The 16997-nt window shown below is 62.1% G+C and carries 22 protein-coding genes; 7 read left to right on the top strand and 15 right to left on the bottom strand.

The window, feature by feature from the left end:
* Nucleotides 1–4: 4 nt before the first annotated feature.
* Nucleotides 5–613 (bottom strand): YqgE/AlgH family protein, encoded by a 609-nt coding sequence (locus BQ8482_RS08760; RefSeq protein WP_123147079.1) that lies wholly within the window; start codon nt 611–613, stop codon nt 5–7.
* A 238-nt stretch (nt 614–851) separates the two neighbouring features.
* Here BQ8482_RS08760 and BQ8482_RS08755 point away from each other — a divergent pair, with 238 nt between their 5' ends.
* The 3 genes from BQ8482_RS08755 (at nt 852) to BQ8482_RS08745 (ending at nt 2893) form a co-directional block, all read left to right on the top strand.
* Nucleotides 852–1658, top strand: coding sequence for a protein-disulfide reductase DsbD domain-containing protein (locus BQ8482_RS08755; RefSeq protein ID WP_123147078.1), 807 nt, complete (start codon nt 852–854; stop codon nt 1656–1658).
* Nucleotides 1659–1772: 114 nt separating this feature from the next.
* Complete coding sequence (locus tag BQ8482_RS08750; protein ID WP_123147481.1) at nt 1773–2255, top strand: peroxiredoxin; 483 nt, start codon at nt 1773–1775, stop codon at nt 2253–2255.
* 158 nt (nt 2256–2413) lie between these two features.
* Nucleotides 2414–2893: a DUF2938 domain-containing protein gene (locus BQ8482_RS08745; protein ID WP_123147480.1), complete on the top strand. Its 480-nt coding sequence runs from the start codon at nt 2414–2416 to the stop codon at nt 2891–2893.
* Between the two features lie 5 nt (nt 2894–2898).
* Here BQ8482_RS08745 and BQ8482_RS08740 read toward each other — a convergent pair whose 3' ends face one another.
* From BQ8482_RS08740 to coxB, 12 genes are all read right to left on the bottom strand, one after another.
* Nucleotides 2899–3492: a histidine phosphatase family protein gene (locus BQ8482_RS08740; protein ID WP_123147077.1), complete on the bottom strand. Its 594-nt coding sequence runs from the start codon at nt 3490–3492 to the stop codon at nt 2899–2901.
* A 42-nt stretch (nt 3493–3534) separates the two neighbouring features.
* Entirely contained in the window at nt 3535–4062 is a 528-nt protein-coding gene (gene rnhA, locus BQ8482_RS08735; RefSeq protein ID WP_123147076.1) for a ribonuclease HI, read from the bottom strand.
* Nucleotides 4059–5021 carry a homoserine kinase gene (locus tag BQ8482_RS08730; RefSeq protein WP_123147075.1) on the bottom strand — a complete coding sequence of 321 codons (963 nt, stop codon included), beginning with the start codon at nt 5019–5021 and terminating at the stop codon, nt 4059–4061. Before BQ8482_RS08730 ends, rnhA begins: the two co-directional genes overlap by 4 nt.
* 7 nt (nt 5022–5028) lie before the next feature.
* Complete coding sequence (gene ispH, locus BQ8482_RS08725; RefSeq protein WP_123147074.1) at nt 5029–6039, bottom strand: 4-hydroxy-3-methylbut-2-enyl diphosphate reductase; 1011 nt, start codon at nt 6037–6039, stop codon at nt 5029–5031.
* 97 nt (nt 6040–6136) lie between these two features.
* Entirely contained in the window at nt 6137–6892 is a 756-nt protein-coding gene (locus BQ8482_RS08720) for an SURF1 family protein (RefSeq protein WP_165848459.1), read from the bottom strand.
* Nucleotides 6889–7275 carry a DUF983 domain-containing protein gene (locus tag BQ8482_RS08715; protein ID WP_095492400.1) on the bottom strand — a complete coding sequence of 129 codons (387 nt, stop codon included), beginning with the start codon at nt 7273–7275 and terminating at the stop codon, nt 6889–6891. The genes BQ8482_RS08720 and BQ8482_RS08715 overlap by 4 nt, the downstream gene beginning before the upstream one ends.
* Before the next feature lie 81 nt (nt 7276–7356).
* Nucleotides 7357–8238: a cytochrome c oxidase subunit 3 gene (locus BQ8482_RS08710; protein WP_123147073.1), complete on the bottom strand. Its 882-nt coding sequence runs from the start codon at nt 8236–8238 to the stop codon at nt 7357–7359.
* 1 nt (nt 8239) lies between these two features.
* Entirely contained in the window at nt 8240–8881 is a 642-nt protein-coding gene (locus BQ8482_RS08705; RefSeq protein ID WP_123147478.1) for a cytochrome c oxidase assembly protein, read from the bottom strand.
* Nucleotides 8882–8889: 8 nt separating this feature from the next.
* Nucleotides 8890–9051 carry a hypothetical protein gene (locus BQ8482_RS08700; protein WP_077381685.1) on the bottom strand — a complete coding sequence of 54 codons (162 nt, stop codon included), beginning with the start codon at nt 9049–9051 and terminating at the stop codon, nt 8890–8892.
* A 2-nt stretch (nt 9052–9053) separates the two neighbouring features.
* Complete coding sequence (locus tag BQ8482_RS08695) at nt 9054–9998, bottom strand: heme o synthase (RefSeq protein ID WP_123147072.1); 945 nt, start codon at nt 9996–9998, stop codon at nt 9054–9056.
* Nucleotides 9999–10078: 80 nt separating this feature from the next.
* Nucleotides 10079–11728 carry a cytochrome c oxidase subunit I gene (ctaD, locus tag BQ8482_RS08690; protein WP_123147071.1) on the bottom strand — a complete coding sequence of 550 codons (1650 nt, stop codon included), beginning with the start codon at nt 11726–11728 and terminating at the stop codon, nt 10079–10081.
* Between the two features lie 37 nt (nt 11729–11765).
* Entirely contained in the window at nt 11766–12668 is a 903-nt protein-coding gene (gene coxB, locus BQ8482_RS08685) for a cytochrome c oxidase subunit II (protein ID WP_123147070.1), read from the bottom strand.
* 363 nt (nt 12669–13031) lie between these two features.
* On the opposite strand from coxB, the gene BQ8482_RS08680 reads away from it, so the two are divergent.
* The 4 genes from BQ8482_RS08680 to BQ8482_RS08665 all read left to right on the top strand — a co-directional run bounded on the left by BQ8482_RS08680 (nt 13032) and on the right by BQ8482_RS08665 (nt 15971).
* On the top strand, nt 13032–13622 hold the full coding sequence (locus BQ8482_RS08680; protein ID WP_123147069.1) for an invasion associated locus B family protein: 591 nt from the start codon (nt 13032–13034) through the stop codon (nt 13620–13622).
* A gap of 138 nt (nt 13623–13760) precedes the next feature.
* Nucleotides 13761–15173 (top strand): metalloprotease TldD, encoded by a 1413-nt coding sequence (tldD, locus tag BQ8482_RS08675; protein WP_123147068.1) that lies wholly within the window; start codon nt 13761–13763, stop codon nt 15171–15173.
* 146 nt (nt 15174–15319) lie between these two features.
* Nucleotides 15320–15595, top strand: a complete 276-nt coding sequence (locus tag BQ8482_RS08670) for an AbrB/MazE/SpoVT family DNA-binding domain-containing protein (protein ID WP_123147067.1) — start codon at nt 15320–15322, stop codon at nt 15593–15595.
* A complete protein-coding gene (locus tag BQ8482_RS08665; protein WP_123147066.1) occupies nt 15582–15971 on the top strand; it encodes a type II toxin-antitoxin system VapC family toxin in 390 nt (129 codons plus the stop codon). Before BQ8482_RS08670 ends, BQ8482_RS08665 begins: the two co-directional genes overlap by 14 nt.
* Nucleotides 15972–16095: 124 nt before the next feature.
* Here BQ8482_RS08665 and BQ8482_RS08660 read toward each other — a convergent pair whose 3' ends face one another.
* Nucleotides 16096–16629 carry an RES family NAD+ phosphorylase gene (locus BQ8482_RS08660; protein WP_425294086.1) on the bottom strand — a complete coding sequence of 178 codons (534 nt, stop codon included), beginning with the start codon at nt 16627–16629 and terminating at the stop codon, nt 16096–16098.
* Nucleotides 16595–16966, bottom strand: a complete 372-nt coding sequence (locus BQ8482_RS08655; protein ID WP_095492412.1) for an antitoxin Xre/MbcA/ParS toxin-binding domain-containing protein — start codon at nt 16964–16966, stop codon at nt 16595–16597. Before BQ8482_RS08655 ends, BQ8482_RS08660 begins: the two co-directional genes overlap by 35 nt.
* Nucleotides 16967–16997 lie beyond the last annotated feature (31 nt).

The raw sequence follows: 16997 nt of genomic DNA, 5'->3' as shown, positions 1-16997 counted from the left end.
TGCATTAGGCGTGCCCGGCCGCCAGGCTGAGATGCGCGAGATCGATGCCGATCGAAGCGAGAATCCGGTCGTATTTGCGCTCGATGTCGGTATCGAACAGAAGCTCCGAATTTGCCGGGCAGGTCAGCCAACCGTTCTCGGCGATTTCGCTTTCCAGCTGACCGGCGCCCCAGCCCGAATAGCCGAGCGCCATCAGCGCGTGCCGGGGCCCACGGCCCGACGAAATGGCGCGCAATATGTCGACGGTCGCGGTCAGGCAAATGTCGTCGGAGACGGCCAGCGACGATTCCACCCGGTAGTCGCCCGAATGCAGGACAAAGCCGCGGCTGCGATCCACGGGTCCGCCGTTGCGCACGACGAAGTCGCGGGCCTGGGCGGGCAAGCGGATCGCCTCCTGTTCGTTCATGATGCCGAGTTGCACGAGCAGGTCTGGAAACAGCATCTGCTGCGTCTGGTTGATGACAAGGCCCATCGCGCCTTCGTCGCTGTGCGCACAAATGTAGATGACGGAGCGCGTGAAGCGGTCGTCCTTCATGCCGGGCATGGCAATCAGGAACTGGTCGTCGAGAAAGCCGCGTCCCGCAGCCATCTTCTTGTGGCGCAACAAGTCCATAAGGAGGAGCGTAACGCGTTTCTGAAGCGCCGAAAAGATGCGACGCGCGCGATTTGGTCGCAGATGTGCATCTAAGGTCACGCAGAGCTGTGCCCGAGGTCACGCAGAGCTGTGCCCGAGGTCACGTAAAAGCTGTGCCCGAGGTCACGCAAAAGCTGTGCCCGAGGTCACGCAAATATGATAACAGCGACGCCATGAAGTCATTGCGCAGCCATGAACGGACGCTCAAATCACCGCCATGCAAAGCTTGAAAGTCCTGCTGCTCAGCGCCGCTATTGGATGTGGAACCGGCCTCCCTGCCGCAGCCTCCTCATCGATCTGGTACAATAGCGAAGGCGGCAAAGTGCGGCTTGTGACCAGCGGCAAGCCCGACGAAGCCGGGCGCATCCATGGCGTCCTCGAAGTTGCGCTCAAGCCTGGCTGGAAAACCTACTGGCGCGATCCGGGCGACGCGGGCGTGCCGCCGCAAATCGATATCTCGGCCAGCACCAACATTGCCAACGCGACGTTTTCGTTTCCGCCGCCCCAGCGCCACGACGACGGCTACGGCAAATGGGCTGGCTATGACCATCCGGTTTCGCTGCCGGTGACCTTCACTCTGTCGGCGCCGAACGAGCCGGCCGTCATCGATGCCAATATCTTTCTCGGCATTTGCGAGACGATCTGCATCCCGGTGCAGACGAAGCTGACCATCGATCCGGGCTCCGATCCGGACAATGTCGAAGATGCCGCGTTGGTGAAGGCGGCCCTTGCAACGCTGCCTGCTCCCGCAAGACCCGATTTCGGCATCAATATCCTGCCGGGCGACCGCGAGACACTGATTGTCGAGGCGAGCTTTCCGGGCAATCCCGAAGCAGTGGATTTCTTCGTCGCCGGTGAGCGGGATTACATGTTCGGCGTGCCGGCCCGCAGCGAAAAGGAAGGCAAGCTGGTGTTTACCGTGCCTATCGTCGACAGACCGACGACGACGCCGACGGATGGCGGACTTTACTACACGCTGACAACTGCGGCCGGCGCGGTCGAAGGCCTGCTGCCGTTCCCTTGATCCCGAGCAAAGGATGTTCAGGTCGAACGTCCTTTTGTTCCCCGATGTTGCGGGAAACACCTGAGTTCGCTATCGCAAGAACACTTCCATTCCATCTCTCAAGTGAGGACCATGATGACGATTGCCGTTGGCGAAAAACTGCCCGATGCGACCTTCAAGACGATGACTGCCGACGGCGCAAAAGCGATCACGACGGCCGAGATTTTCTCGGGAAAGAAGGTGGTGCTGTTCGCCGTTCCCGGCGCTTTCACGCCGACCTGCTCCAACAATCATCTGCCCGGCTATCTGGACAATTACGACGCCATCCTGGCGCGCGGCGTCGACACCATCGCCGTCGTCGCCGTCAACGATGTTCATGTGATGGGCGCCTGGGCCCGCTTCAGCGGCGGTGAAGGCAAGCTCCTTTATCTTGCCGACGGCAATGGCGATTTCGTCAAGTCGATCGGCCTTGACGCCGATCTTTCCAGCGGCGGCATGGGGCTGCGCTCGAAGCGGTTTTCGATGATCGTCGACGACGGCAAGGTCACCGCGCTCAATGTCGAGACAAAGCCCGGCGTCGACGAATCCGGGGCGGCTCATATTCTCGGACAGCTTTAGATTTCGGCTTGGGCTCTTAAAGCGCGTCGCGCTTTTAAGTCTTTGTTTTTCGTTATCCCAAAACCGTTGCGCACCCTCGGGGCAAGCCCAGGTCAAGCCCGAGGGCAAGCTTTTGGGCGACATGCATTAGGGATTGTTTGCTTTGGGGGACCTCAATGATGTTTGACATCTTCTGGCGCGCTGTGGCGATCGGCATCGGCGCCACGGCGCTCATGGACCTCTGGGCGATTTTCCTGAACACCGTGTTTGCTCAGCCCCGGCCGAACTGGGGACTGGTCGGTCGCTGGGTCTGGCATCTAAGGCGCGGCAAGGTCTTCCACGACGACATCGGCGGGGCAGCACCCTACGCGCATGAATCGGCGCTGGGCTGGGCCTTCCACTATTTTGTCGGCATCGTCTACGGCATCATTCTGGTCGTTTTGGCGGGAGCGGCGTGGCTGGCCGCGCCGACCTTCCCGCCGGCCTTCATCCTCGGCATCGTCACCGTGGGCGCCGGCTGGTTCCTACTGGCGCCCGGCATGGGCGCTGGCTGGGCCGCATCAAAGCGCTCCAACCCCATGCAGATCCGCGCCCTCAATCTCGTCTCACATACGGTGTTCGCGCTCGGGCTTTTCGGCACGGCGCTGCTGATCCGTTAGCCAAATTAATCGTCGCGGTGCTGCGCCAGCCTGTCGATCGGCCGCCATCCGTGGACAACGCGACGCGCGCGGATATCGTACGCGAAATAGTTCCCGCCGCCCGCTGGCTGATCCGCCTCGCGGCTGATCTCCCGCCCGCCGAGAGAAAGCAGCAGAAGCGTTCCGACACCTCCGTGGCCCACGAAAGCAACGTCGGCGGCGTCATCTGTGCCGAGCACAGTGTCTACCTCGCTCAGAATACGATGCTGAGCATCGATAGCCCGCTCCCATCCGCGAATGCTGCTGTATGGATTGGAGAAGAATTGGTCCGCGACCGCTTCGAACTCCGCAGGCGGTAGGAAACCGGTTGCCGATCGGTCATTCTCATGCATCCGTTCCCTCACCTCGACCTCAAGGCGGAGATGCCTTCCGAGTATCTCGGCGGTTTCTATCGCCTTGCGTTCACCCGATGACACGACACGCCGGATCGACCGAACCCACGGCTGATCGAGCATTGCAGCCGTTCTCGCTCGCCCGATGTCGGATAGCCCCCACTCTGGCACTGGAACATTGGCATCGATCCGAACCTGGGGATGCGTGATATAGTATGCGATCGGCATGATAGAGGTCTTCCTGCCAGAGAGCGGACCCGCAGCCGGAATTCAATAACTCTGGGTCGAGCGCCGTGGCTTTGCGACCGCCGGCTGCTTCGACTGCGGGCCTGGCTTCGGCGCCGCGGTCTTGACGGGGCCTTTCTTGAACGGCGCCATGCCGAGCCGCGCCAGCTCGTCGGCACGCTCGTTCTCCGGATGGCCGGCGTGGCCCTTGACCCAACGCCAGATCACCTGATGACGGTTGCGCGCCTCGTCGAGGGCCTGCCACAGCTCGGCATTCTTCACCGGTTGTCTGGCGGCGGTCTTCCAGCCGTTGCGCTTCCAGCCGTCGATCCAGCTGAAAATACCGTCCTTGACGTAGTTGCTGTCGGTATAAAGATCGACGGCGCAGGGTTCTTTCAGCGCATTGAGCGCCGAGATGGCGGCCAAAAGTTCCATGCGGTTGTTGGTGGTAGCAGCCTCGCCGCCCGACAGTTCTTTCGTGACGCCGTTGAAGCGCAGGACCGCCCCCCAGCCGCCAGGCCCCGGATTGCCCGAACAGGCACCATCGGTGAAGATTTCAACGCGCTTGGTCATGTCAGTCCATACTCGGAAGGAGATTTGATCGCTCGGTGGAAACGCATCCTGCGGATGTATTCGGTCGGGTCGCGTTTTATGACCAGCCCGCCGTTGGCAACGGTCAGCCAGTCGTAAAGCCGGGTCAGCATGAAGCGCAACGCCGAGCCGCGCGCCAGTATCGGCAGCGCAGCTTTCTCCTCGCCGCTCAAGGGCCGCACGCTTTGGTAGCCGGCAAGCAGCGCCGTGCCCTTGGTCAGGTTGAAGGAAAAATCCTTCTCGAAGCACCAGGCGTTGAGGCAGGTAGCGACATCATAGGCGTAGAGATCGTTGCAGGCGAAATAGAAGTCGATCAGCCCGGACAGTTTCTCACCGAGGAAGAAGACATTGTCGGGGAAAAGATCGGCGTGGATAATGCCTTCCGGCAGGTCTTTGGGCCAGTTCCGCTCGAAATCGGCGAAGTCGGCATCGACCTCGGCCGCCAGTCCCGGCTCGACCTCGTCGGCGCGAGGGCGAGCGGCGCTCCACAGCTTGCGCCAGCCATCGATGGCAAGAGCATTCGGACGGGTCATCGGAAAATCGGCGCCGGCAAGATGCAGTGCCGCCAGCGCCTTGCCGACCTCGCCGCAATGCGCTGATGTCGGCCGCCGCAGCGAAAGGCCTTCGAGGAAAGTGATGATGACCGCCGGCCGGCCGGCAAGCGTTCCGATGACGTCGCCATCATGCGCCGTCACCGGAAGCGGGCAGGAAATGCCCTTCCTGGCAAGGTGACCCATGAGGCCGAGGAAGAACGGCAGGTCGGCCTTGTCAACGCGCTTTTCGTAGAGCGTCAGGATGTAGGAGCCGCTGGTCGTGTGCAGCAGGAAATTCGAGTTCTCGGTGCCTTCGGCGATGCCCTTGTAGGATAGGAGATCGCCGACCGGATAGGCCTCCAGGAACGCGCCGAGCTCGCCTTCGTTGACGTCGGTGTAGACCGCCATGGGCTCTTCACGCGGCTCCGTTGACGAAGGCCATGTCGGCCGCCGTCAGTTCGACGTCGCGCAGGACCCGCATCACCGGAAAATCCTCCGTTTCCGTCGCCGTCACCGCCAGCTCGATCGTCACGTCGAAGCGCTGCCGGAAGGCATCGATGATCTCGTCGACGATGATTTCCGGCGCCGACGCGCCGGCCGACAGACCGAGCGTCGAGATTCCGGCAATGTAGGTCCACGGAATTTCGGAGGCGCGCTGTACGAGAAGCGACATCGAGGCGCCGGCGCGTTCGGCCACTTCGACAAGACGCCGCGAATTGGACGAGTTGGGGGCGCCGACGATCAGGAAGAGATCGGAGCCCGCGGCGGTCTCCTTGACCGCTTCCTGACGGTTGGTGGTGGCGTAGCAGATCGATTCCGCTGCCGCCGCATGCAAATCGGGAAAACGATCCTTAAGCACCCGAATGATGCCGGCGGTATCCTCGACCGACAGCGTCGTCTGGGTGACGAAACCGAGCGCCTGCGGGTCGGCGGGCACCAAATTCGCCGCGTCGGCTTCGGTCTCTATCAAGGTGACGGCCCCGTCCGGCAATTGCCCCATCGTGCCAATCACTTCCGGGTGGCCGGCATGGCCGATCAGAAGCACATGGCGGCCGAGCCGCTGATGGCGCATCGCTTGCTTGTGAACCTTCGACACCAGCGGGCAGGTGGCGTCGAGATAGAAGAGGTTGCGCGCCTGGGCGTCAGCCGGCACCGACTTCGGCACGCCATGCGCCGAAAAGACGACCGGGCTCCGGCGATGTTCCGCCGGTATCTCGGAGAGCTCCTCGATGAACACCGCACCGAGGCTTTGCAACCCCTCGACGACGTAGCGATTGTGTACGATCTCGTGGCGGACATAGACCGGCGCGCCGTATTTCTTCAGCGCCAGCACGACGATCTGGATGGCGCGATCGACGCCGGCGCAGAAGCCCCGCGGTTGGCAGAGCCTGACGGTCAGCGGTGGCTTTGTGGTCGTGTGAAGCATGATTCCCGGCCGGTTGGTCGTAACGTGAGCTCAAGTCTTGAACTCAAAGCGCGAAATGAGGTGCGCACCCCTGCCCTGTCAAGGGCGCCGGTGCCGATCATTCTTCTTTCGCCGGGCGGCGAAGCCTGAAGATGAGGACGCCGGCAAGGGCAGCGGCCAGGCCGTACCAGGTTACGGCGTATTGCAAATGGCTGTTCGGCAGGTCGATGACGGTAACGCCGCCGACCGGCAGCCCAGCCGGGTTCGGCGTGGCGTCCGCGTCGATGAAGAATGGCACCAGCCGAGCGCCGGCCGGCAGATCGGCGCTCGCCGCCATCGCATCGCGATCCTTCCAGTAGAAGATATTCTTCTGCGGATCATTGTCGGGAAGCATCATCGAGGGTTTCGCCGGCAGCGGGTTGCGGGCGAGCCCCGTCACCATCACCTGGCCCGCACCCTGGCTTTGCGGGCGCTTGGCCGCGTCCTTGAGATCGTAGGGCACGAAGCCGCGATTGATCAGGACGAAGCGGCCATCCTCCAGATGCAAGGGCGTGAAGACATCGAAACCGGACTGGCCCTCCCAGGTCGCGAAGAAATGTCGCTCGCCCTGATGCAGGAAAGTGCCTGATGCCGTCACCGGCGTGTAATCCACATCGCCGGTTGCGGCGAACCGCTTTTCGACCTCGGCCAATGGCACAGGTGCGGAATGCGTGCGCTGGCCGATGGTCTGGAGAAGACCCTCTTTCCAGTACAGGCGCTGGACCTGCCAGGTGCCGAGCGCCAGCAGGATGAAGAACAGCACGAGGCCGAGGCCAAGCAGCAATGCCGTCTTCGGCCGCGAACGGCCTGCGATCGAGGCGGATGTCGTGCTCATTCGCCGAGGTCCAGCCTGCCCTCCGCCGCCTTGTTGCGGTATTGCAGCGTCAGGAGCACACCCTTGATCAGCCTGAGCGCGCCCAGGCAAAGCACCAGCGTCAGCGGTATCCACAGCAGGAAATGCAGCCAGAGCGGCGGATTCAGCGTCACCTCCATCCACAGCGCCAGCCCGACGACGATGAAGCCGATGATCAGGATGACGAACACCGCCGGACCGTCGCCGGCATCGGCGTAGGAATAGTCGAGGCCGCAATTGGCGCAGCGTTTGCCGACGGTGAGGAAGCCGGAAAACAGCTGTCCCTCGCCGCAACGCGGGCAGCGGCCGTGCAGGCCGGCCGAGATCGGATCGATTGGTGGCCAGATCGCCTTGTCGTCGCTCATTGCGATACCTTAGTGCCCTTCGCCCCAAAAGATAAGGCGGCCACGTCGCCGCAGCCGCCCACGCAATTCCTCAAGAAGATTTCAGTGACCTTCGATCACCGCGCCGCTCGAGGCCCAGACATAGATCGACGCGAACAGGAACAGCCAGACCACGTCGACGAAGTGCCAGTACCAGGCGGCCGCCTCGAAGCCGAAATGGTGCTTGGGCGTGAAATCGCCCTTCATCGCGCGGACCAGGCAGACCAGCAGGAAGATGGTGCCGATGATGACATGGAAGCCGTGGAAGCCGGTCGCCATGAAGAAGGTGGCGCCGTAAATCGAATCCCTGAAGCCGAACGGCGCGTGCATATATTCGTAAGCCTGCACCATGGTGAACAGCATGCCGAGACCGACCGTCAGCACCAGGCCGTTGATCAGCCCCTTGCGATCGCCATGAAGCAGCGCGTGGTGCGCCCAGGTCACCGTGGTGCCCGACAGAAGCAGGATGACGGTGTTGTAGAGCGGCAGGTGGAAGGGGTCGAGGACCTCGAGGCCCTTCGGCGGCCAGACACCGCCGGTGAAGGCGGCGCGGGCGTATTGCTGTGCTTCGCCGGGAAACAGGCTGGCGTCGAAGAAAGCCCAGAACCAGGCGACGAAGAACATCACCTCGGAAGCGATGAACATGATCATGCCGTAGCGCAGATGCAGCGACACGACACGCGTGTGGTGGCCTTCATGCGCTTCCTTGATGGTGTCCGACCACCAGGCGTACATAGTGTAGAGGACGATCAAGAGGCCGATGAAGAACAGCCACGGATTGGCGATGTTGAAGCCGAAAATGGGGAAATCGCCGCCCTTGAGGTACTGCATGTAACAGACGCCGCCGATCGCGGTGACCAGCGCGCCGACCGAGCCTAGGAACGGCCACGGGCTCGGGTCGACGAGATGGTAGTCATGTTGTGGTTTTGCGTGCGCGTCTGCCATATCAACCCCCGAGGCTTCTTTCGGTGTGTGAAACTTTGTTGCTTGTGCCTTCGGCCGGCACTGATGACGCCACCGGCTTGTTCTTCTCGTTCTTCTCGACCGGGAACATCGTGTAGGACAGGGTAATCGTCTTCAAGTCCTTCAGCTCCGGCGCGTTGACGATGTCGGGATCTACATAGAACACGACCGGCATGTCCAGCGTCTCGCCAGGCTTCAGCGTCGTGTCGGTGAAGCAGAAACACTCGACCTTGTTGAAGTAAGATCCCGCCAGTTCCGGCTGCACGTTGAAGGTCGCGCGGCCGGTGGTGGCGCGGACGAATTTGTTGGTCGCGCTATAATGCGCCTGGGCCGTCTCGCCTATCTTGATGGTGACGGAGCGGGCGACCGGCTCGAACTGCCAGGGCACGCCGGCCGTGTTGGCATCGAAACGGATGGTGATATCGCGGTCGAGCACGCGGTCGGCATATTGCTGCGTTGCGCGTTTCACAGTGCCGCCGTAACCGGTCGCCTGGCAGAACATCGCGTAGAGCGGCACCGCGGCATAGGCCATCCCGATCATGCCGCCGAAAAAGGCGATGCAGACGCCGGCGACGATGCGGTTGGTGTTCTTCTTTTGAGGATTGGTCACTGTTTGGCGGTTCATCTTGAGCCTCACATCGTTCCGGTGAGGTTGTGACCGAATTTCACGACGGTCGCGATGTAGAAGATGACGACAAGCACCGCCAGCGCCAGGCCGATGGCTACCGAGCGGTTGCGCCGGGCCTTCTGCTGGCGCTCCGTCAGCGTGACGAGTTCAAGCTTCTTGTCGGCCATGGTTATGCTCCGCCCGTGGCCAGCGCGCGCCCGACAACGCAGTCGGCAAGGTAGATGGCGAAGATGGCGAAGAGGTAGAGCAGCGAGTAGCCGAACAATGCCTTGGCCGGCTTCATCACATGGTCGTCGTCCGCCATCTGCAGCACCTTCCACGCATACCAGACGAAGCCGGCGCCAAGCAGCACCGCAAGAACACCATAGATGAGTGTGGTGAAGCCGAGCGCCCATGGCAGCACGCCAACCGGCGCAAGGATCAGCGCATAGGCGAAGATCTGGCGTCGGGTCGAAGCCTGGCCGGCGACATTGGGCATCATCGGGATGCCGGCTCTGGCATAGTCCTCGGACTTGAAGAGAGCGAGCGCCCAGAAATGCGGCGGCGTCCACAGGAAGATGATCAGGAACAGGACGACGCTTTCCAGGCTAACTGTTCCGGTCACCGCGGCCCAGCCGATCACCGGCGGAATGGCGCCGGCAGCACCGCCGATGACGATGTTCTGCGGCGTCCAGCGCTTCAGCCACATCGTGTAGACGACCGCATAGAAGAAGATGGTGAAGGCCAGCAGCGTCGCCGACAGCCAGTTGACCAGAACGCCGAGCGTCATCACCGACAGCACCGACAGCACCAGGCCGAAACTCAGTGCCTCGCCGGGCCGGATGCGGCCGGCCGGCACCGGACGGCCGGCGGTCCTGGTCATCACCGCATCGATATCGGCGTCATACCACATGTTCAGCGCGCCGGACGCGCCTGCACCAATGGCAATAGCCAGGATCGCGATCACCGCCAGAAGCGGATTGATGGTCACAGGTGCCGCGACCAGGCCGACAAAGGCGGTGAACACCACCAGCGACATGACGCGCGGCTTCAACAGGGCGAAGAAATCGCCCGCCGTCGCTTCCGACATGCGAAAGCCCGGTTCGTCAGTCAAGGTGTCGTCGACAAGGGCCATGCGTACTTAAAGTCCATCATTCCGTTGGCCAAGACCGCCGGGCGAACCGGCGGTTCCGTATTCGCCGCCCAGGCAGAAGCCTATTTGATCTTCGGCAGCTGTTCCCACTGGTGGAAGGGCGGCGGCGAAGGCAGCTGCCATTCGAGCGTCGTTGCACCCTCGCCCCATGGGTTGGCGCCGGCAACCCGCTTCTTCTGGAACGCCTCGAACACGCCATAGAGGAAGATGACCACGCCGACGGCCGAAATATACGAGCCGTAGGACGACACCATGTTCCAGCCGGCAAACGCATCCGGATAGTCGATGTAGCGGCGCGGCATGCCGGAGAGGCCGAGGAAATGCTGCGGGAAGAAGACGAGGTTGACGCCGACGAAGGTGACCCAGAAGTGGGTGTTGGCGATGACAGGCGAATACATGTAGCCGGTCATCTTCGGGAACCAGTAGTACCAGCCGGCGAAGATGGCAAAGACCGCGCCCAGCGACAGCACATAATGGAAATGCGCGACCACGTAGTAGGTGTCGTGCAGCGGGCGGTCGAGACCGGCATTGGCAAGCTGGACGCCGGTAACGCCGCCGACGGTGAACAGGAAGATGAAGCCAATCGCCCACAGCATCGGGGTTTTGAGCGAAATCGACCCGCCCCACATAGTAGCGATCCACGAGAATATCTTCACGCCCGTCGGCACCGCGATAACCATCGTGGCGAAGACGAAATAGCGCTGCGTGTCGAGCGACAGGCCGGTCGTGTACATGTGGTGCGCCCAGACGATGAAGCCGACCGCACCGATCGCGACCATGGCATAGGCCATGCCGAGATAGCCGAAGATGGGCTTCCTTGAGAAGGTCGAGACGATGTGGCTGACGATGCCGAAGCCCGGCAGGATCAGGATGTAGACTTCCGGATGCCCGAAGAACCAGAACAGGTGCTGGAACAGGATCGGGTCGCCGCCGCCGTCCGGCGCGAAGAAGGTCGTGCCGAAGTTGCGATCGGTCAAAAGCATGGTGATGCCGCCGGCCAGAACCGGAAGCGACAACAGCAGCAGGAAAGCGGTGATCAGCACCGACCAGGCGAACAGCGGCATCTTGTGCAGCGTCATGCCAGGCGCGCGCATGTTGAAGATGGTGGTGATGAAATTGATGGCGCCGAGGATCGACGAAGCGCCGGCGATGTGCAGCGACAGGATCGCAAGATCCATCGCCGGTCCCGGCTGGCCCGATGTCGATAGCGGCGGATAGATCGTCCAGCCGCCGCCGACGCCGTAGGCGCCAGGCGCGCTCGGCATAAAGGCCGAGATGATCAGCAGGATGAAAGCCGGTGGCAGCAACCAGAACGAGACGTTGTTCATGCGCGGGAAAGCCATGTCGGGCGCGCCGATCATGATCGGCACCATCCAGTTGGCGAAGCCGCCGATCAGCGCCGGCATGACCATGAAAAAGATCATGATCAGCGCATGCGCGGTGGTGAAGGCGTTGTACATGCTCTTGCCGCCGTCGAGCGCGGCGTCGGCGTTCAAGCCGTAGACCATCTGCGCCAGGCCGGTGAAAATCTGAATCCCCGGCTCCTGCAGTTCCATGCGCATGACGACCGAAAGGGCACCGCCGACGCAGCCCGCCATGATCGCGAAGATCAGATAGAGCGTACCGATATCCTTGTGGTTGGTCGAATACACCCACCGGACCCAGCCATGATACGGCTTGTGGTCGTGGTCGTGAGCTGCAGCGTCTGCCATGTTCGGCTCCGTTCCCTGATCTTTTCTGGTCGCGGCATCAGTTGCCGGCGGCCGCTACCTTGTCTTTGCCGTCGACCTCGGCCATCAGCGCCTTGTTGGCGCCGGGAAGGTCGGTGCCGGCTGCCGCCAGCCAGGTCTTGTACTGGGCGTCGGAGACGACGCGGATCGCGATCGGCATGAAGGCGTGGTCCTTGCCGCAGAGCTCCGAACACTGGCCGTAATAGAGGCCTTCCTTTTCCGCCTTGAACCAGACCTCGTTGATGCGGCCTGGAACCGCGTCGGTCTTGATGCCGAAGGACGGCATGGCAAAGGCGTGAATCACGTCCGCCGCCGTCACCAGCACCCGGGTCATGGTGTTGACCGGCACCACCATCTCGTTGTCGACGGCGAGCAGGCGCGGATAAGCGCCGCGGTCCTCCTTACCGGCCGCCGCGCGGTCAGAATCCGCCAGAATCGCTGAGTTGAAGGAAAGCGTGTTTTCGGTCTGGTATTCGTAGTCCCAGTTCCACTGGTTTCCCGTCGCCTTGACGGTCAACTTGGCTTCCTCCGGCGGTGTGTATTGCGCGGTCAAAAGCTGGAACGAGGGGATGGCGAGCATGAGCAGGACGACGACCGGCCCAACCGTCCAGATCACCTCGATCAGCGTGTTGTGGCTGGTGCGCGACGGGACCGGGTTGACGCTCGCGCGGAACTTCAAGATGCAATAGGCGAGAAGAAAGAGCACGAAGAGGGTGATCGGCACGATGAACCACAGCGTATAGTGCTCGAACCGGGCGATCTGCCGCATCATGTCGGTGGCGGCGGGCTGGAATGTCACCTCCCACGGTGCAGGCTGGGCCGCATGGGCGGATGCACCGGTGAACAGTGTGGCGGCAGCCCAAACGCTTGCTGGGAATTTGGCGCTTGCTAGGAGTTTGGCGCCTGCCTGGAAATTTCTCATTGCCGTCATTATCTCCCAGTTCCTCGCGATCGGACCGCAAGAATATCGAACAACGCCGGGACGGGAATCCCGGACAGTCCCGAGGCTGGTTCAAACCATACTCTATTTGCCTCTGCAAGAAAGGAGCGGAGGAAACCGTGCGGCATTTTTGCGCGCAAGCGCGGCTGCGCATTTTGGCGGTGGCGGATCGCGGAAGCCCGAGCCGCGGAGGTGTCCTGGCAAAATGCGCCGGGCGGTCGCAATTCGGGCGAATTTGGCACGGAAAAGCGCACAATTGCCTTGGTCGAGGCAGGCCGGCAGTGGTCTCATCCTTTACTTGCCCTTGGCGCGGCTTAAAGTGCCGTGATTCGCAATGGAGCCGTCATGAACTCTTGGCTTTGGGGACTTGGGCTTTCGAGACTTCGGGTTTCGCGATTGGGGCTTTCGAGAAGCTTGGCGAAGGTCATCCTTCTTGCTGCCGTGTCTGGCGTTGGCCTGTCTGGCGTTGGCCTGTCTGTCATCGGCCAGGCCAATGCCGCGCAGCCAAGCGGCAAGGTGCGATCGACGCATGGCGCATGGTCGATCATCTGCGACACTCCGGCCGGCGCCACATCAGAACAATGCGTGATGATGCAGAACGTCGTCGCCGAGGACCGTCCCGAGATGGGGCTTTCCGTCGTCGTGCTGCGCACCGCCGACAACAAGGCCGAAATCCTGCGCGTGCTGGCGCCGCTCGGAGTGCTGCTGCCCAACGGACTCGGTCTCAATGTCGACGGCAAGGACATCGGCCGGGCCTATTTCGTGCGCTGCTTCCAGGACGGCTGCTATGCCGAGGTCATTCTCGAAAAGCCGCTGCTCGACACGCTGAAAACCGGAACGTCGGCCACCTTCATCGTCTTCCAGACGCCGGAGGAAGGCATCGGCATTCCGGTCGAGCTCAAGGGTTTCGCCGACGGTTTCGCCGCCCTGCCTTGAGACCAAAATCCCAAAGTCCTTACCAACGAAAAGAGATTGTGACTGGCCTTTGGCGATGACAATGGTCATTGCCGATTGTCTGGACGCACCTGCGCGCCTACATCGTGAGGACAATCTCTTTCCACGGACGGACCTGCCATGAACAGCCTGATCGGCCAATTCGACATTTCCGACGATCGCATCAAGCAGATTGTCGCCGAGACCATCAACGGCGCCGATGACGGCGAGTTGTTCCTCGAATACAGCGAGAGCGAAGCGCTGATGTTCGACAATGGCCGGCTGAAGACCGCCAATTTCAACACAGACCAAGGCTTTGGCCTGCGCGCCGTCGCCGGCGAAGCGAGTGGCTACGCGCATTCCAGCGATCTTTCCGAAGCATCGCTGCTGCGCGCGGCCGACGCCGTCTCGACGGTCAAGAGCGGCTATTCCGGCACGTTTGCCGCGGCTCCTGCCCGCACCAACCGCCATCTCTATGGCGACGAGAACCCGATCCCCTCGCCCTCCTTCGAGGCCAAGGCCAAGCTCCTTCAGGAAATCGATGCCTGGCTGCGAGCCGAGGATCCGCGCGTGCGACAGGTGACGGCTTCGCTCGCCGCCTCCTGGCAACATGTCGAGATCGTGCGCGCCGACGGCCAGGTGGTGCGCGACATCCGCCCGCTGGTGAGGATCAACGTGTCGGTGGTGGTCGGCAATGGCGACCGCCAGGAGAGCGGCTCCTACGGCATGGGCGGGCGCAAGGCGTTTGGCGAATTTCTGGTCGAGGAGAGTTGGAAGCACGCGGCCAAGGAGGCGCTGCGGCAAGCGCTGGTCAATCTCGAAGCGATCCCCGCGCCCGCCGGCACCTTCGACATCGTCCTGTCCAGCGGTTGGCCGGGCGTCATGCTGCACGAGGCCGTCGGCCACGGGCTGGAAGGCGACTTCAACCGCAAGAAAACATCGGCTTTCGCCGGGCTGATGGGCCAGCAGGTGGCCGCGAAGGGTGTCACCGTCGTCGACGACGGCACCATGCCCGAGCGGCGCGGCTCGCTGACCGTCGATGATGAAGGAACACCTTCGGCCCGCAACGTGCTGATCGAAGGCGGCAAGCTTGTCGGCTATATGCAGGATCGCCAGAACGCCCGGCTGATGGGCATGAAGGCCACCGGCAACGGGCGGCGCGAAGGCTATGCACACCAGCCAATGCCGCGCATGACCAACACCTACATGACCTCAGGCGACATGGAGCCGGACGAAATCATCGCGTCGGTCAAGAACGGCATCTATGCCGTCTCCTTCGGCGGCGGCCAGGTCGACATCACCTCGGGCAAGTTCGTGTTCGGCTGCACCGAGGCCTACATGATTGAAAATGGCAAGGTGACGCAGCCGATCAAGGGCGCCATGCTGATCGGCAATGGGCCTGACGCCATGCACCGCGTTTCGATGATCGGCAACGACATGAAGCTCGACACCGGCATCGGCATGTGCGGCAAGGCCGGCCAGGGCGTGCCGGTCGGCGTCGGCCAGCCGCATCTCAGGATGAACCAGATGACGGTCGGCGGAACGCGGGTTTGATAGAAGCTGCCGGCTGGTTTTGTGGTCACGAATACCATCCCGGCCGCCACTGCTGCTCCATCTCGTCAAATGCGTAGCTTGCGCCTTGAATTTGGCGCGACCTCCTATTATCTTACGTTTGTCTTACATCTAGGGGCGTACGTGCCGTGGCTGCTACGGAAAAGCTCATAACCACCGTCTCGACCAAGGGACAGGTCATTTTGCCCAGCGCAATCCGGAAACGGAGGGAATGGGACGCCGGCACGCGTCTTCTGGTCGAAGACACTCCGGAGGGCGTGCTACTGAAGCCTGCGCCAGTCTTCGCCGAGACACGGCCAGAAGACGTGTTCGGATCCCTGCCCCATAGAGGCAGGCCGAAGACGTTGGAAGAAATGGATGCGGGTGTGCTGGCCGAAGCGCGGCGGCGCCATGCTCGCGATTGATACCAATCTTATCGTCCGCTACCTGACAGGCGATCACCCCACACAGTCTCCCCGCGCCGGGGCGCTGATCGATAGCCAGCCGGTCTTTGTCGCCATTACAGTGATCCTGGAGGTCGAGTGGGTGTTGCGCAGCACCTATGGTTTTGCGCCGCTCGAAATCGCCCGTACGCTACGGGCGTTTAGTGGGCTCCCCACGGTGGAGGTGGAAGACGGAGCGGTCGTGTCGTCCGCGCTCGACCTCTCGGAAAGGGGATTAGATTTCGCTGATGCGCTGCATCTGGGCAAGTCCGCTCACTGCGCCGGCCTCGCGACTTTTGACCGTAAGTTCGTCAAGGCCGCAAGGGCGGCCGGATATGAGGGCGTGCAAGAAGCCTAGCCGTCTCCCGACCAGGTTCGAACTGCCCTAAAGCGCGTCGCATTTGACCGGGCTCATGCGACGCGCTTTAGGTTGTTGTTTTGTCGTTATCGCAAAACCGCTGCACACTTTTGCGCGACATGCATTAAAGCCATGAAGCCGGCGTTTTCGGCAGGCGATGGTCGGGATCGATGACCTTCAGACGGGGTGCGTTGCTCTCGTTCCATCGCCAGAGGGCGACGCATGTGCCGCCGGGCGACATGAAGGAGGGGTAGATCACGCCATGCTGCCCATCGGCAATCAGGCGATCTCTCAGCGTGTGCGTCTCAGGCATCAGGCCTTGATCCATGATGTCGCGCCATTCACATCGGTGAATGTCTGCCGTCACGCCGAGCTTGGTCAGCACGTCAGCGTCCGTCAGGTTGGCTAGGCGCGGGCCTGAAAGTTCGAGCTGCGCAATCAGCGCCGGATGCTGAACAAAGCCCTGATTGTACTCCGCCCAAGCAGTGGACAATTCGCGCGCGGCATAGATCGTCGGGGTGCCCACCGGATTCCAGCGACCGCCAAAGCGGGCCGCTCCTTCGCCGGAAAGCGGCAGATGCGCCCAACGCGGCACGAAGGCACGCCATAGGCTCAGCCTGGTTTCAGGCATAGATGCCGGAGCGGACTGCCTCCAGATAGGCAAGCACCTTGTCCGTTTTGCCCTCTCGAACGAGATCGTAGGCGGTCTTTCCCGCCCAGCCGGGGATCGGCTGATGCTTGAACCAGATCGCCGCACGCTGCTCATCGCCGGCCATCTCGCCTGCCATCGCCAGGATACGGACGATCGGACTCAATGCTGCGTCGACTTTGCGCGCGCCCGTCTTGGCGGCAAGCGTGTTGCGCGCGACGCCGATCAGGCCCGCCAGTTCGGTCAGATTGACACCCAGCAGTTCAGCCACCCGTCTTGCCGAAAGAAATGGCGTCCGTTCCTCGCCAAAGCGCGATGCTCGAATGTCGAGGGCTGCGGTATTCATAACAGGTTCCTAGCACATTTTGAACAGAATA

This window comes from Mesorhizobium delmotii (assembly GCF_900149755.1).
Classification (GTDB): Bacteria; Pseudomonadota; Alphaproteobacteria; order Rhizobiales; family Rhizobiaceae; genus Mesorhizobium; species Mesorhizobium delmotii.
Note: the sequence above shows the minus strand (reverse complement) of the source record. Positions and strands in the feature narration are given on the sequence as shown.